Annotated in this window: 15 protein-coding genes; 4 read left to right on the forward strand and 11 right to left on the reverse strand. The window is 40.2% G+C overall.

Annotated features, from left to right (window positions below):
- Positions 1-3: 3 nt before the first annotated feature.
- The 8 genes from BGO42_RS00750 to mraZ are packed head-to-tail and all read right to left on the reverse strand — an operon-like array spanning position 4 to position 9095.
- Complete coding sequence (locus tag BGO42_RS00750; protein ID WP_273245109.1) at positions 4-1299, reverse strand: FtsW/RodA/SpoVE family cell cycle protein; 1296 nt, start codon at positions 1297-1299, stop codon at positions 4-6.
- Between the two features lie 49 nt (positions 1300-1348).
- Complete coding sequence (gene murD, locus BGO42_RS00755) at positions 1349-2680, reverse strand: UDP-N-acetylmuramoyl-L-alanine--D-glutamate ligase (RefSeq protein WP_177730019.1); 1332 nt, start codon at positions 2678-2680, stop codon at positions 1349-1351.
- Positions 2681-2682: 2 nt separating this feature from the next.
- Entirely contained in the window at positions 2683-3915 is a 1233-nt protein-coding gene (mraY, locus tag BGO42_RS00760; RefSeq protein ID WP_273245108.1) for a phospho-N-acetylmuramoyl-pentapeptide-transferase, read from the reverse strand.
- Positions 3916-3921: 6 nt separating this feature from the next.
- Complete coding sequence (locus BGO42_RS00765) at positions 3922-5385, reverse strand: UDP-N-acetylmuramoyl-L-alanyl-D-glutamate--2,6-diaminopimelate ligase (protein WP_273245107.1); 1464 nt, start codon at positions 5383-5385, stop codon at positions 3922-3924.
- The gene (locus BGO42_RS00770) at positions 5382-7382 is read right to left on the reverse strand and encodes a PASTA domain-containing penicillin-binding protein (RefSeq protein WP_273245106.1); all 2001 of its coding nucleotides are present in this window, start codon (positions 7380-7382) and stop codon (positions 5382-5384) included. The genes BGO42_RS00765 and BGO42_RS00770 overlap by 4 nt, the downstream gene beginning before the upstream one ends.
- A complete protein-coding gene (locus BGO42_RS00775) occupies positions 7373-7717 on the reverse strand; it encodes an FtsL-like putative cell division protein (RefSeq protein ID WP_273245174.1) in 345 nt (114 codons plus the stop codon). The genes BGO42_RS00770 and BGO42_RS00775 overlap by 10 nt, the downstream gene beginning before the upstream one ends.
- A 24-nt stretch (positions 7718-7741) precedes the next feature.
- On the reverse strand, positions 7742-8650 hold the full coding sequence (gene rsmH / locus BGO42_RS00780) for a 16S rRNA (cytosine(1402)-N(4))-methyltransferase RsmH (RefSeq protein WP_273245105.1): 909 nt from the start codon (positions 8648-8650) through the stop codon (positions 7742-7744).
- The gene (mraZ, locus tag BGO42_RS00785; protein WP_177730024.1) at positions 8625-9095 is read right to left on the reverse strand and encodes a division/cell wall cluster transcriptional repressor MraZ; all 471 of its coding nucleotides are present in this window, start codon (positions 9093-9095) and stop codon (positions 8625-8627) included. The genes rsmH and mraZ overlap by 26 nt, the downstream gene beginning before the upstream one ends.
- 412 nt (positions 9096-9507) lie before the next feature.
- Here mraZ and BGO42_RS00790 point away from each other — a divergent pair, with 412 nt between their 5' ends.
- Together BGO42_RS00790 and yihA are read left to right on the forward strand one after the other, a co-directional pair.
- Positions 9508-10272, forward strand: coding sequence for an alpha/beta fold hydrolase (locus BGO42_RS00790; protein WP_177730025.1), 765 nt, complete (start codon positions 9508-9510; stop codon positions 10270-10272).
- A 72-nt stretch (positions 10273-10344) separates the two neighbouring features.
- The gene (yihA, locus tag BGO42_RS00795) at positions 10345-10962 is read left to right on the forward strand and encodes a ribosome biogenesis GTP-binding protein YihA/YsxC (RefSeq protein WP_177730026.1); all 618 of its coding nucleotides are present in this window, start codon (positions 10345-10347) and stop codon (positions 10960-10962) included.
- Positions 10963-10991: 29 nt separating this feature from the next.
- Here the strand turns inward: yihA and gldC are convergent, their stop codons facing one another.
- A complete protein-coding gene (gene gldC / locus BGO42_RS00800) occupies positions 10992-11327 on the reverse strand; it encodes a gliding motility protein GldC (RefSeq protein WP_177730027.1) in 336 nt (111 codons plus the stop codon).
- Positions 11327-12286 (reverse strand): gliding motility lipoprotein GldB, encoded by a 960-nt coding sequence (gldB, locus tag BGO42_RS00805; protein WP_273245102.1) that lies wholly within the window; start codon positions 12284-12286, stop codon positions 11327-11329. The genes gldC and gldB overlap by 1 nt, the downstream gene beginning before the upstream one ends.
- 165 nt (positions 12287-12451) lie before the next feature.
- Between gldB and nadE the strand changes: the two genes are divergently transcribed.
- The gene (gene nadE / locus BGO42_RS00810; RefSeq protein ID WP_273245101.1) at positions 12452-13258 is read left to right on the forward strand and encodes an NAD(+) synthase; all 807 of its coding nucleotides are present in this window, start codon (positions 12452-12454) and stop codon (positions 13256-13258) included.
- A 76-nt stretch (positions 13259-13334) separates the two neighbouring features.
- Positions 13335-13964, forward strand: a complete 630-nt coding sequence (locus BGO42_RS00815; RefSeq protein WP_136402182.1) for a LuxR C-terminal-related transcriptional regulator — start codon at positions 13335-13337, stop codon at positions 13962-13964.
- Here BGO42_RS00815 and dnaG read toward each other — a convergent pair.
- A complete protein-coding gene (gene dnaG / locus BGO42_RS00820; RefSeq protein ID WP_273245098.1) occupies positions 13961-15943 on the reverse strand; it encodes a DNA primase in 1983 nt (660 codons plus the stop codon). The genes BGO42_RS00815 and dnaG overlap by 4 nt on opposite strands.
- Between the last annotated feature and the right edge of the window lie 19 nt (positions 15944-15962).

Here is a 15962-nt window from a genome sequence, read left to right on the forward strand (position 1 = left end):
TTATTATTTTTTATTCAGAACAGCATTCATCGGATTATCTCCTACATCTTCAATCGAATAGTCTTCCACTGCTGCCGGTTCTTTATTTTCTTCTTCTAATTGTCTGTCAATAATGCGTTGTAACGCTTCTTCCCTTTGTTTCTTTTCTTCTTCTTCCAGCGCAATTTCTTCTTCTTTTTTGGTCACACTAAGAATAATCCCGATCGCAATACAGGTCATCCAGATGGAACTACCCCCGCTACTGATCAGCGGCAGCGTTTGTCCTGTTGTAGGCAACAGCTCAACCGCAACACCCATATTTACCAATGCCTGAAAGACAATTGGAAATCCTAAGCCAACGATAAGCAGTTTTCCAAACAGTGTGGGCGCTTTGTGTGCCGTAATCAGGAATCTGAAAAACAGCATCAGGTATAAAAACAAGATCGCCAATCCGCCTAACAAACCGTATTCTTCCACGATGATCGCGAAGATAAAATCGGAAGAGGATTGCGGTAAAAAGTTTTTCTGAACACTTTTACCGGGACCAACACCGTAAATTTTACCCGAAGCAATTGCAATTTTGGCTTTTTCTATCTGGTAATCGTCTTCATTCGGCTCGTCCGAGCTAAAGCGTTCGATACGGCTCATCCAGGTATCCACACGATTGGGCATGGCATCCGGGAAAGCTTTTGCAACCAGTACGAACATGATTAAGCCTGCCAATCCTGCTCCTATAATAACCCCTAAATATTTCATTGGGTATTTCCCGACAAAAACCAGCATGCAGACCATTGAAAATATCAAGGCCGCTGTGGAAAAATTGGCCGGCAAAATTAAGATTATTACTGAGAAAACAGGCAACCAAAGCTCAAAAAGTGACGACTGGAATGTATATTCTTTTTCTTCAATTTTTGAAAGGTACCGCGCTACATAAATCATCAGTACAATCAGCGCTAATGCAGAGGTTTGAAAACTCACCCCGATAAACGGAACCTGGATCCAGCGGCTGGCATTTGCACCCCCGATTGTCGTTCCCTGCACCATTGTATAGCCCAGCAGCAGTACCACTATGGGCAAGGCTACTTTTGAGATGGCTTTAAAATAGTGATAGGGTGTTTTATGTACAAAATAGATCAGGCAAAATCCAATGAAAATATGAACCAAATGTTTCATCAGATAGCCAATAGTAGAGCCTTTACCTACAACGTAAACAAGATTCGTACTGGCACTGAAAACGGGCATAAAAGAAAACAAAGCCAATAAGGACACGAATGCCCAGATCCCTTTATCGCCTCTTAAATTGGTTAATAATGCTTTCATTTTTTATGTTTAAACGATGGCAGTCCATCTGTTTTTTATTTTAAATTCCTTACAGACTTTGAACGGCATTTTTAAATTGCTTTCCTCTGTCTTCATAGCTTTCAAACAGGTCAAAACTGGCACAAGCCGGAGAAAGTAAAACCGTATCTCCTTTTTCGGCCATTTTTTGTGCTATTTTAACTGCTTCGGTCATGCTTGTTGTTTCTACCATCACATCCACCACATTACTGAATGCTTCAATAATTTTGGAATTGTCAACACCCAAACAAACAATTGCCTTAACTTTTTCACGAACCAGCGGCATTAATTCCGCATAGTCGTTTCCTTTATCAACACCACCTACAATCCAAACCGTTGGTGTATTCATGCTGTCTAAAGCAAAAAATGTAGCGTTTACATTTGTTGCTTTGGAATCGTTGATGTATTGTACATTCTGAATTTTCAACACTTTTTCCAAACGGTGCTCCACTCCCTGAAAATCGGATAAACTTTCTCTGATCGTTGCCTTTCTGATACGCATTAATTGCGCTACTGTTGTTGCTGCCATTGCGTTTTTTACGTTATGTTTTCCTTCAAGTGATAGTTCGTTTATAGGCATGATAAATGTTTGGTTGTTAATGTTCGTGTTAATAGTATTGTCTTTTATAAAGGCGCCTTCTTCCAGTGTTTTTGTCAGTGAAAAAGGGACTTTTTTTGCTCTTATCTCATTTTTGGAAAGCCAGTCCGTTATTGCTTCATCATCGGCATCATAAATAAGATAATCGTCTTCTGTCTGGTTTTTGGTTATTCTGAATTTCGCTTCGATATACAGGTTGTAATCATAATTATACCGGTCCAAATGATCCGGGCTTATATTCGTAATCACGGCTATATGCGGTCTGTAATTCACAATTCCGTCCAGCTGAAAACTACTTAACTCCAGTACGTAGGCTTCAAATTTGTTTTCGGCGATCTGCCAGGCATAACTTTTTCCGATGTTCCCCGCCAGACCTACATTCAAACCGCCTTGTTTCAGCAGATGATGGGTGAGCATCGTGGTCGTGGTCTTACCGTTGCTTCCGGTAATGCCCACCGTTACGACATCGGTAAACTGATTGGCAAATTCTATTTCCGAAATAATCGGAATATTTCTTTTCATTATTTCTTTTACGATGGGCGATTTATCCGGAATACCGGGACTTTTCATTACCACATCGGCATTTAAGATCAAATCTTCCGTGTGCATCTGCTCTTCCCAGGGAATCTGATTCAGAATCAGTACTTCTTTATAATTGTTCCTGATTTTTCCGAAATCGGATAAGAATACCTCATATCCTTTTTTCTTTCCTAAGATCGCAGTTCCAACACCGCTTTCTCCTCCTCCTAATACTACCAGCCTCATACCTATCTTAATTTTAATGAAACCAATGAGAAAATAGCCAACAAGATTGCGACAATCCAGAAACGGGTTACGATTTTACTTTCGTGATAGCCCTTTTTCTGATAGTGATGGTGCAACGGCGACATGAGGAATATTCTTCTTCCTTCGCCAAATCTCTTTTTTGTATATTTAAAGTAAGCTACCTGTAGCATTACTGATAAATTTTCTGCTAAGAATATACCGCACAATACCGGAATCAACAGTTCTTTACGAACGGCAATTGCCAATACTGCGATAATCCCTCCAATGGTCAAACTTCCGGTATCTCCCATAAACACGGTTGCGGGATAGGTATTGTACCACAAGAATCCGATCAGTGCCCCAACAAACGCGGAGATATAGACCGTCATTTCTCCCGAATTGGGGATATACATAATGTTCAGGTAATTGGAAAAAATGATATTACCGGAAACGAATGCAAAAATACCGAGTGTGAGCACCGATATTGCGGAGGTTCCGGCGGCCAAACCGTCGATTCCATCGGTCAGGTTTGCCCCGTTTGATACTGCCGTAATGATAAAGATCACAACCGGGATAAAAATCAACCAGGCATAGCTTTCATAGTTATCACCGGTCCATGCCAATAATTCGGCATAATCAAATTCGTTATTTTTAAAGAACGGGATCGTTGTAGCCGTCGATTTTTCTTCTGCCAAAGCCGGCGCTATAGTTGCCGTAGTGCTTCCTACATTGAAAATATTTTTAGTAGCCGTATCGGTTCTAACGGTAACTGCCGGGTGGAAATACAATACAGAACCTACAATGATTCCCAATCCAACCTGTCCGATAACTTTAAATTTCCCTTTTAATCCTTCTTTGTCTTTTTTAAATATTTTGATATAATCATCCACAAAACCGATGGTTCCCATCCATAAAGTGGTTACGATTAACAACATCACATAAATATTATCCAGTTTTGCCAGCAATAATACCGGAATGAGCGTAGCCATGATAATGATCAGACCACCCATTGTTGGTGTTCCTGCTTTTTCTTTTTGTCCTTCTAATCCCAGTTCACGAACGGTTTCCCCGATTTGTTGTTTTCTTAAAAAGTTGATGATTCTTTTTCCGAAAATAGTCGAGATCATCAGTGAAAGAATTATAGCCAACCCTGAACGGAATGTGATATACTGGAAAACTCCAGTTCCTGGAATATCTAAGGTTTTATCTAAATATTGAAAGAAATAATACAGCATATCTTATTATTTATTGAGTTGTTCTAATAATTCTTTTACAATTTTCATATCATCAAAATCATGACGTACGCCCTGGATTTCCTGATATGTTTCGTGTCCTTTTCCGGCAATCAAAATGATGTCATTTGGCTGCGCTAACTGACAGGCGGTTTTTATGGCCTGTTTTCTATCGACGATGGAAAGTGTTTTTTTGAAGTTTTGCGGCTCCACTCCTTTTTCCATTGCTTCAATAATGGCTTCCGGTTTTTCGCTTCTTGGATTATCGGAAGTAAAAATGGCTTTATCACTCATGGTTGAAGCGATATTGGCCATGATTGGTCTTTTTGTTGTATCTCTGTCGCCGCCACATCCCACAACCGTAATGAGCTGTTCGTTTTTGGTGCGGATATCGGCTATCGTTTTTAATACATTGTCCAAAGCATCCGGCGTATGGGCATAATCCACAATAGCCGTGATATTGGTTTCGGAAACAATAAACTGGAAACGTCCTGAAACGCTTTCCAATTCACTCAGCAGACGCAATACTTCCTGATTTTCCAATCCTAATTCTACTGCTACGCCGTAAATCGCCAACAGGTTATAGGCATTGAAAGAGCCGATCAATCGTACCCACACTTCCTGTTCGTTGATTTTTAACAGCAATCCGGATAATTGGTTTTCCAATATCTGTGCTCTGTAATTGGCATACGATTTTAAAGCATAGGTCAGTTTCTTTGCTTTGGTGTTTTGCAGCATTACCGTGCCGTTTTTGTCATCACTGTTCACTAAGGCAAAGGCGGTTTTGGGCAGGTTGTCAAAAAACGATTTTTTCACATCGCGGTATTCCGCAAACGTTGGGTGATAGTCCAGGTGATCGTGTGACAGGTTCGTAAAAACACCGCCAACAAAATGCAGTCCTTCCGTTCTTTTCTGGTGAATTCCGTGTGAACTCACTTCCATAAAACAATAATCACAGCCTTCATTTACCATTTCATTCAAATAATGATTGATGGTCAGGGAATCCGGTGTTGTATGGGTTGCTTTGTATTCTTTAGTATCTACCAGGATTTTAACTGTGGATAATAATCCTACTTTAAAACCTGCTTTTTTAAACAATTGGTATAGCAGGGAAGCAATGGTTGTTTTACCGTTTGTTCCTGTTACGCCAACGAGTTTCAGGTTTTCTGAAGGATTGCCATAAAAATTAGCACTCATAAAAGCTAAGGCTAAACTGGTATCCTGAACCTGAACATAGGTTATGTCTTCGGTAACCGTTTCCGGAAAATGCTCGCAGATCACTGCTTTAGCACCAAGACTTAAGGCTTTTTCAATATAATCATGACCGTCAGAAAGTGTTCCTTTTATCGCGACAAAAACATCACCGGATTCGATTTTTCTGGAATCAAATTCGATTTTATGCACAGCGATATCGGTTGTACCTTTTACAGCTTCGATGGCTACTTTGTATAATATGTCTTTTAAAGCGATCACGATAATTCTAATGTTATAATTTGATTTTTAGTAAATGCCTGTCCGGGCAAAATGGACTGTTGTTTTACTTTTCCTATTCCTTTTACTCTCACTTTCATTCCAAAATTTTCCAACAGCGCAACGGCATCCATTCCCGCCATTCCTTTTACATTCGGAACGATGGTTTGTTTGTTCTGAACTTTATCATAATATGCCGCATAACTCTGCTCCTGGTTTAGTATTTTACGGTTCAGTTTTTTCACTTCATTGGTCGAAGGCACATCGGTAAATATCTTTTGGGCAATTCGTTTAAAAACCGGGCCGGCTACATCCGCACCATAATACAAGCCTTTGGAAGTATTTGGTTTGTGTACCACCACGATACAGGAGTATTTCGGATTGTCTGCCGGGAAATATCCTGCAAACGAAGAAGCATAATACATTTTTCCGTCGCCTTTGTGATAATCCACCTGGGCGGTTCCGGTTTTTCCTGCCATCGAAAAGTCTTTGGAATACAGTTTCGAACCGGTTCCTCTTTTAACCACATTGGCCAAAACAGCCTGTACTTTTCTCAAAGCATCATCGGAACATATTTTCGGGTTTAAAACCTGTGTATCAAATTTTTTAATGGTTTTATTCCATTCTTTTATTTCTCTTACAAATTGTGGTTTTACCATGACACCGTTATTGGCAACGGCATTATACAGGGTTAAGGTTTGCAATGGTGTGATCGAAACGCCATAACCAAAAGCCATCCACGGCAAGGCAACACCCGACCATCCTTTTTCTCCCGGCTGCGGAATAAACGGTCTTCCCTCTCCTTTAAACGGCAGGCCTAACGGTCTGTCCAGCCCCAGATTATTCAGCCTGTTTACAAACTGTCTCGGGTTGTCTTTATAGTTATCATATACTGCCTGTACCATCACGGTATTCGACGAAACTTCAAATCCTCTTGCCAGTGATATTTTTCCGTATCCGCCTTTTTTAGAATCGCGGACATGACGGTTATAATAGGTTATATCACCACCTTTTGAATCAAATACTTTACTGGTATCAATTTTTCTATCGTCCAGTAAGGCAATTAAGTCAACCAGCTTAAAGGTCGAACCCGGTTCATGCGATTCGGCAACGGCATAATTGATGGTTTCATAATAGCCGCCATCGCCGGTGCGTCCCAAATTGGAAATCGCTTTTATTTCGCCGGTAGTCGTTTCCATTACCACTACACAACCGTGATCGGCTTCATAAAGCTCCAGTTGTTTCAGCAGTGCGTGGTGGGCAATATCCTGGATGTAAACATCTATCGTTGAGATAATGTCGTAACCGTCTCTTGGCTCCACCTCGTTGTTGTCACTAATCGGTTTCCATTGATTTTTGGCAATTTTCTGCATCAATCGCTGTCCGTCTTTTCCGTTCAGATACGCCCCGAAAGCACCTTCGATCCCTACTCTGGTCTCTTGTCCGCCTTCACTCTGACGTTCGTATCCGATTGTTCGTTCTGCAATTTTCCCGATAGGGTGCTCGCGAACGGTTTTTTGTTCGGTGATCATCCCGCCTTTGTAAGCTCCCAGATTGAAAAGCGGAAAACTTTTCATTCTCATGTATTGCGTATAGCTCAGCTTACGGGCAAGCAGGTAGTAGCGGTTTTTATTGGCTCTTGCTCTTCTCAGCTCCGTCTGGAAATAACCGGATGATTTTCCCAGCAGTTCGGAAAGCGAATCGGCAAGCGGTTTTACATTTTTTTCAAAGTCTTCTTTTTTAGAAGCTACAGCATCAAAACGAACGGTATAATTCGGGATGGAGGTAGCCAGCAAGCTTCCGTCTGCAGAATATACATTTCCTTTATTAGCCGGGATTACAAAGTTTCTTACCGTACGTTCTTTCGCCAGTTTGCGGTAATATTCTCCTTCCACCCATTGAATATTGGTGAGTTTTATAGCAACGAAAATAGCCATCACGAAAATCGCGAAGGCTACAATGTAAATTCTGTAAGAGATATTTTTATCTTCTACTGCCATATTTTTTTCAGAATATTCTTTTCTTCTTCTTTAACCTTTATCTTCTTTGGCGGAACCGACGAGGGAAAGATTTCCTTTTCTTCCATTTTTGCCGATATCGTAGATTCCATTTTCAGCTCCATCAGCTCCGATCTCCTGTCTACAAATTCCGACCGCAACTCTTTCACTTCACTGGTAAGCTCTGTGATCCGGAATGTTTTCTGTTCGTACCGGTGTGAATTTGCAATCATTATCATCGCCAGTAAAATCAGGAAAACAATAAACCGCCAGTTTTTTAAAGCATCGTCACTGATCAGGAACTTTGCTTTTAACAGACTATACACCCCTTCTTTCATCATTGCCATGGCTACTTCTTTATATTATCGTTTTTCTGCGATGCGCAACTTCGCACTTCTGGCTCTGTTATTAATTGCGATTTCCGCATCCGTTGGAACAATCAGTTTTCCTATTAGTTTAAAAGGCACTTCAAAACGTCCGAAAAAATCACGTTCCGGCTCTCCTTCAAACATGCCGTTTTTCATAAAACGTTTTACCAGTCTGTCTTCCAAAGAGTGGTATGAAATCACACTCAAACGTCCTTCCGGGTTCAGAATCTCCAATGACTGCTCTAAAAATTCTTTCAGCACATCCATTTCCTGATTTACCTCAATCCGGATTGCCTGGTAAATCTGTGCCAGTATCTTATTACTTTTATGAGCCGGCAAAAAACGGCTCAACACCTGTTTAAGCTGCTCGGTATTTTTTATCGGTTTTTCTTTTCTTGCCGTAACAATAGTATTCGCCAGTGCTCCTGCATTTTTAAGTTCTCCATAATCAAAGAACACTCTTCTCAGGTCTGCTTCATCATATTCGTTTACCACATTATAGGCACTTACCGATCCTTTTTGATCCATTCGCATATCCAGCTCTGCATCAAAACGGGTCGAAAATCCTCTTTCTGCCACATCAAACTGGTGTGAAGAAACACCAAGATCTCCCAGAATCCCGTCCACCTGTTTTACATTGTGAAAGCGCAGGAATCTTTTAATGAACCGGAAGTTTTCATTTATTAAGGTAAAACGCGCGTCATCGATTGCATTTGCCAGCGCATCCTGATCCTGATCGAAAGCAAACAGCTTTCCGCCAGGTCCCAAACGGCTCATGATCTCTCTCGAATGTCCGCCGCCGCCAAACGTTACATCCACATAAATCCCGTCCGGTTTTATATTCAAACCATCAACTGTTTCTTTTAATAATACCGGATTATGATATTCCATTGTCGTCGTCATTTAAATTACCCATTACTTCCTCTGCTAAATCTGCAAAATCCATATCATCTCCTGAAATTGATTTTTCATACAAATCCTTGTCCCAAATCTCAATGATATTTACCTTTGAGGTCAAAACCAAATCTTTCGAAATCCCAGCATATTCAATCAAATCTTTTGTAATCAATAATCTCCCGGCATCATCAATTTCCACCATTTTCACACCAGCCATAAACTTTCGGATAAAGTCGTTATTCTTTTTCACAAAGCGGTTTAGCTTGTTGATTTTCACCATCATTAAATCCCATTCCGATTTTGGCCACAACTCGACACACTGATCAAAAACAGAGCGTTTTAGAACAAATCCAGCCTCTAAAGAAGGCAATTGCTTCTTTAAAGGCGCAGGCACCATAAGCCTTCCTTTTGAATCTATTTTACACTCATATGTCCCGATAATGTTTGTCAAGATCCGGTGATTTTGATTTGATTTATAGCAAAAGTACAGATTTTTTTACCACTTTTTACCACAAATACCCACTTTGTTGATAAGTTTTTCCACTCAAAAGTCAAAATGTAGGAAAACTATCTAATCTTCTCATTTCGAACAATTAGCAATATTTCACTGTTTTCAATCAAACACAATAATATCCTCAAAAAAAGAGGCTTTTCGCAATTTATTTTCAATAAATACCAAAAAAATAAAAAGCCGTCCCGGTACGATTATTTTCACTTTAAAACAACTGATAATTAGCACTTTATAACCGAAATAGGAATTTACTTAAAATTAAACGGAAAGTATTTTCGATTTTACATTTCAAAACTTCGTATTTATGGAGAAAGTCCTATCTTTGTGAGAATTTGAAACCGTATCATAATACATGGAGCACACGTTAAAAAAAGAAGGCAAATACTCTTATTTTGAAGCAGGAGAAGGAACGCCTATCATTATTTTACACGGACTTATGGGAGGCTTGAGCAATTTCGACGGAGTTGCAAATTTTTTCCCGCAATACGGGTACAAAGTTGTAATCCCTGAATTGCCGCTTTACACCAACAACATTTTAAAAACCAATGTAAAGGCTTTTTCAAAGTTTGTAAAAGACTTTATCACGTATAAAGGTTACGACAAGGTAATACTGCTTGGAAATTCTCTTGGCGGTCATATTGCCTTGTACCACACTAAAATGTATCCGGAAAAAATGGCCGGTCTGGTCATTACCGGAAGTTCCGGTCTTTATGAAAGCGCCATGGGTGAAAGTTACCCGAAAAGAGGCGACTACGAATATATCCGAAAAAAAGCAGAAGACGTTTTCTTTGATCCTAAAGTAGCTACTAAAGAAATTGTTGACGATGTTTATGCCACGGTAAACGACCGCATGAAACTGTTAAAAACGTTAGCTATTGCCAAAAGTGCCATTCGTCACAACATGGCAAAGGATTTACCAAAAATGACAACACCAACCTGTATTATCTGGGGAAAAAACGATAAAGTTACACCGCCCGATGTTGCAGAAGAGTTCAACAAGCTTTTACCCAATTCCGATCTTTACTGGATAAACGAATGCGGACACGCCGCCATGATGGAGCATCCCGATGAGTTTAACCGCCTGATGCTGGAATGGCTGAAAAAAGCAAATTTATAACTTATATATTCGGTACTTTTGTAAAAAACAGTACCGAATTCTATTTTTACAAACACTGAAATCCCGGATACAATGAAAATCAATACCGCCGAATTTATAATCAGTAATTCCGAGGTGAGCAAATGCCCTAAAGATCCTTTACCGGAATATGCCTTCATCGGCCGTTCCAATGTGGGCAAATCTTCCCTGATTAACATGCTGACCAATCACAAGAATTTAGCAAAAACATCGGGAAGACCTGGAAAAACGCAATTAATCAATCACTTTAAGATTAACAGCAATTGGTTTTTAGTGGATTTACCGGGTTATGGTTATGCACGTGTATCCAAGAAAACCAAAGAAATTTTCCAGAAGTTCATTACCGATTATTTCGAAAAAAGAGAACAGCTGGTTTGTGCTTTTGTATTGATCGATATCCGGCTGGAAGCGCAAAAAATCGACCTGGAATTCATCAATTACTTAGGTGAAATTGAAGTGCCGTTCTGTATTATTTTTACAAAGGCCGACAAAATAAGCAAAGGAAAAGTAGAGCAGAATATTGCCGCTTACAGAAAGCAGTTATTAGCCAACAACTGGGAAGAAATGCCGCAGCATTTTGTAACGTCCTCCCTGGAAGCAACCGGAAGAGAGCAGCTGTTAGCTTTTATTGACGAAGTGAACGACGGTATTTTCAAGAATAACAATCTATAAAAAAAGAGCGGTTTATAACCGCTCTTTTTTTATTTTTTCAATTCCAGTTTCTCTGCAAAATAATCGCAAAAATCTTTCATGGTTGCCGTCATTTTCTCGTCGTCCGTAGCGCGGTAAAAAGTATCCGCCATAGCCACTAAGGTCTGATGAAAGAATACTTTCATCTCATCCACCGGCATATCCTTGGTCCACAAATCAATACGCAGGGTTTCCTGAGCTTTACTATCCCAGATTGACAACAACATTGCTTTCGCTTCTTCCGCATTCACTCCGCCGTCCTGCGCTGTCCAGCTCAATTTCTCAGGAACTCTGTTTTCATCCAGTTCAACAAGGAATTTTATTTCAGATGTAATAGTCTTTGACATTATTTTTTAGGTTTGTATTTTGAGTTATCAAATATTTCTTTGGCATCGGTAACCAGCAACTGCTGTACATTCACATTCGGGTTGTTTTTCATATACGACCGGACAATCTGCCAGCCTATCCAGGTACCTACTCTACCCGGCGATTCGGCATCAATTTCAAGATAGAATTTTGAAAAAGGAGCCGTCGATATAAAACGCTGCATCAGCTTCGGGTTCGTATCATAGAGTATTTTCTCATTGACAAAAAACTTCCACATTTCCGATTCGTTTTCCTGACACCATTTTAACTGATCTTCGGTATAGGCTATTTTAACAGCATCGGAATCATCCGGCAATAATAAATCTTTCAGGTATAATTCTTTTCCGAAATAAATCATCTGCGACAATAAGGTGCGATCTTTCGGAGCACTTATTTTTCCGGCTGCAAAACTAGCCACAATATCCGGCATCATTTGGGAAGGCTCGAAATTCTGCTTGTAATATTCCGGAAATTCATATAATCTGTTCGTTTTTCCCAAATACATATCCAGTGAAATAATCACCAGGCTATCGGCAAAAATCGCTTTGTTCTCATAGTCCATTTCCGAAACCAGCGTTACCACTTTTGGTGTTTTATATTCCGGGAAATAGTATTGAATGTGTTTAAAGAGCGCTACCAGATCACCTTCAAAAGCATCGTTATTCGGGTATTTCTTTTTTACTTCGCCATACAGTTCCCGGTAAAGCGGGTCCTGCATTTTATTGGTCCATACCGTATCCGGATTACCCGCAGGGAAGAAATATGAGAACTCTTTTTTAATTTTAGGAAAGTCCGTTACCGGCGATTCATAAAATACTTTATCAAAGCGTTCAATTTCCACTTTCACCGGTATTGCCGCGACAGCTTCTGCAACCTTATCTTCTTTTTTGCATGAAAACAACACGAAAACAGCTGCTATTCCAAGTAAATATTTTTTCATATCGTTCATTTGTTTTAATCGCTGCACATCCAATTGTTCCTGCGAACCGATGGTCTATTTTAAAATAGAAGCGACTCCAAATTTGTTAGCTAAAATTTTCTATTTTTATCCAAAATAATTTTTGCAAATATACACTACGGTTTTATAAAATCTTCATAATTTATCATGGTTAATTCGAACACAATCCAAATCGAAAAAATTAACGCCCATATTGTAAACTGGTTATTGCATTATGCCACTAACGCAAAAGTAAAAGGTTTTGTTGTGGGGATTTCCGGCGGTATTGATTCTGCCGTAACCTCAACGCTGTGCGCGCAAACCGGACTGCCTACTTTATGTGTGGAAATGCCGATACACCAGGCTCCGAGCCAGGTTTCCAGAGGAAAAGAGCATATTGCGCAGCTGCAATCCCGCTTTGCCAATGTGAGCAGCGCTCTGGCCGATCTAACTCCGGCTTTTGAAACTTTTAAGGCGATGGTTCCTTCTTCGGACGATGAAGCGATTTTAAACCTCACACTGGCCAATACCCGCGCCCGGCTACGAATGACTACCCTGTATTATTTTGCCGGCTTAAACAGCGCCCTTGTTGCCGGAACAGGCAATAAAGTAGAAGACTTCGGCGTAGGCTTTTACACCAAATACGGTGATGGCGGTGTCGATCTCAGCCCGATTGCCGATTTAATGAAATCGGAAGTCCGCCTGCTTGCCGCTTATCTGGATGTTCCCGAAAGCATTATTACGGCAAAACCTACAGACGGTTTGTTTGGAGACGACAGAAGTGATGAAGATCAGCTGGGTGCGAGCTATGACGAACTGGAATTTGCTATGCTTGCATACGAAAATGACCGGACAGCAAATGATTTTGAGGGCAGAGCACTGGAAGTCTTCAATATTTACCGTAAATTAAACGCTGCTAACCAACACAAAATGAACCCAATACCGGTTTGTCTGATCCCAAAAGATTTGAAATAAATTTCTTTCACTGATTATCAATAGTTTATATTTTTTTAGTAACTTTACAGATAATTACTATTAAAAACCTATTGAAATGATAAAAGTTTGTTTAGCAGATAATCACCCCGTCGTTCAATATGGGGTGAAGTCCTTTTTCAAGGATAATTCGGAGATCAATTTTGTCGGAGTTGTTAGTAATTTATACGGCCTGGAAGAATTACTACGGAAAAAAAACGTAGATGTTGTTGTTTTGGATTTGGAGCTGGATGGTTTAACCAGTATCAGTACTGTGAAAACCTTAACTAAGGAATATCCAAACACGAAGATTGTTATTTTCACAAACTTAGCTGAACAAATTTATGCACCCAATGCATTAAAAGCAGGAGTATCCGCTTATATGCATAAAAACTCAAAATTAGAGGAGCTGGAGTTTGCCATAAAAAGTGTTTTTGTCGGAAATATAATTTTTAGCGAGGCTGTAAGGAAAAACTTAGCTTTATTAAATAAAGGACGTAAAACTGACAGACTGTACCGCAAATTGTCTTCTCGTGAAATTGAAGTGCTACGCTACTTAAGCGATGGAAAGAAAAACAAAGAGATTGCCAAATTACTGAACCTGAATGAAAAAACGATTAGTACTTACAAGTTGCGTTTGCTGACAAAACTTCATGTTACTAACCTGGTTGACCTGGTTAACAAAGCCAAAACACTGGAAATCGTTTAGCTGTAACGCGACATCACACGGCCTAATTTTTTTGAAAAAGAATTAATCAGCTTGTGATAATCAACAGCCATCATTAAGATTTCGGAATTGTCTACTGAGGGTTCCGGACTTATTGAGTTCTTAAGTTCATTAATGATTCGATCAACAAGAAACCAACGTAAAGTCAGTATTGTTTCGGAAACGTATTGACTTATCGTTTGGTTTTTTTGTTTGACTATGATTTGCTGCACTTCCCAGTTGTGCAGCGACTCGCGCTCCTCCTCCATAAGGATATTCGTTACCTCCCTTGCCAGTTCCGGCTCCAGACGCATCAAATACTGCTCTATTTCGAATTTCTCATTCTGATGGTAATAGTTGATCAGGTTGTTATAAATAGCCCGGAAAGATTCATTGGCCAGCTCGACCTCATCTTCCTGCAAGCTCATATAAATACGCTGGTAAACTTTATAGCTATTGTTTTCGCTGACTTCAAGCATTTCTCCTTCTTCATTCGCTTTTAGCAATACATCTTCAAATTCTTCTACAGCACTGCCGTAAAGCAACAGGATTTCAATTATTTTACGTTCCAGTTCATACAGGATATCAATTTTGGAAACCGCTTCCGTTTCTTCATTGCGGACAACTTCAAAAGAAGCTTTCTGCTGTTCCTGCTTTTGTTTTTTACCGGCATCCGTGATATCTTTCTGCACCAGCTGTGCCAGCGTGTTAACCAGCACCTGTTCTGAAATATCCATAATACGGGAACATTCCTGAATGTATATTTCCCGTTTAATCCTGTCCGGAATTTTGGAAATACTGTTGACCATATCCCGGATCAGATCGGCTTTTTTAATCGGATCGTTGTTTGCTTCCTTCATTAACAGGGAAGCTTTGAACTGTATAAAATCCTTGGCATTGGCTTCCAGATATTGCACCAGTTCTTCATAAGGTGTTTTCTTTGCAAAACTATCCGGGTCTTCCCCGTCAGGAAAAGAGCATACTTTTACATTCATCCCGGCTTCAAGGATAAGGTCGACCCCGCGGATTGAAGCCCTCAAACCGGCTGCATCGCCGTCAAAAAGCACCGTAATATTCTTTGTCAGCCGGTTAACCAGACGAATCTGATCTGCCGTTAAAGCGGTTCCGGATGACGCTACAACGTTTTCAATTCCGGATTGGTTAAACTGGATCACATCCGTATAGCCTTCCACCAAATAGCAATTGTCTAATTTGGCAATTGCCTGTTTTGCATGGTATATTCCGTAAAGAACCTTGCTTTTATGGTAAATATCACTTTCGGGCGAGTTTAAATATTTGGCTGCTTTTTTATCATTCGTCAGTATACGTCCACCAAAGCCTAAAACTCTTCCGGACATACTCTGGATCGGGAACATTACACGCCCTTTAAAGCGGTCAAATTGCTTATCTTCCTTAACGATGGTCAATCCGGTTTTATCCAGGTATTCGAGCTTATAACCTTTCCCTAAAGCCTCTTTGGTAAAAGCATCCCAGGATTCCGGAGAATAGCCCAGTCCGAATTTTTTAATGGTTTCACCGGAGAATCCTCTTTCTTTAAAATACGAATAACCGATAGCCTTACCTTCTTCCGAATTGAGCAGCACGTTATGAAAGTACTTTTGGGCAAACTCCGACACGAGGTACATGCTTTCCTTTTCATTCGCTTCCTGTTTGTCCTCCTGCGACTGCTCCGTTTCTTCCAGCTCAATATTGTACTTTTTCGCCAGGTAGCGAATGGCTTCCGGATAGGAAAAATGTTCGTGTTCCATCAGGAAAGTAACCACATTCCCTCCTTTTCCGGAGCTAAAATCCTTCCAGATCTGTTTTACCGGCGACACCATGAACGAAGGGGATTTTTCATCAACAAACGGGCTCAACCCCTTCAGGTTGCTTCCGGCACGTTTTAGCTGAACGAAATCACCGATTACCTCCTCAACACGGGCGGTTTCAAAAACAGTTTCTATAGAATTTTGTGCAATCATACGAAGACAAAGATACAAA

Source organism: Flavobacterium sp. 40-81 (assembly GCF_001898245.1).
Taxonomy (GTDB): domain Bacteria; phylum Bacteroidota; class Bacteroidia; order Flavobacteriales; family Flavobacteriaceae; genus Flavobacterium; species Flavobacterium inviolabile.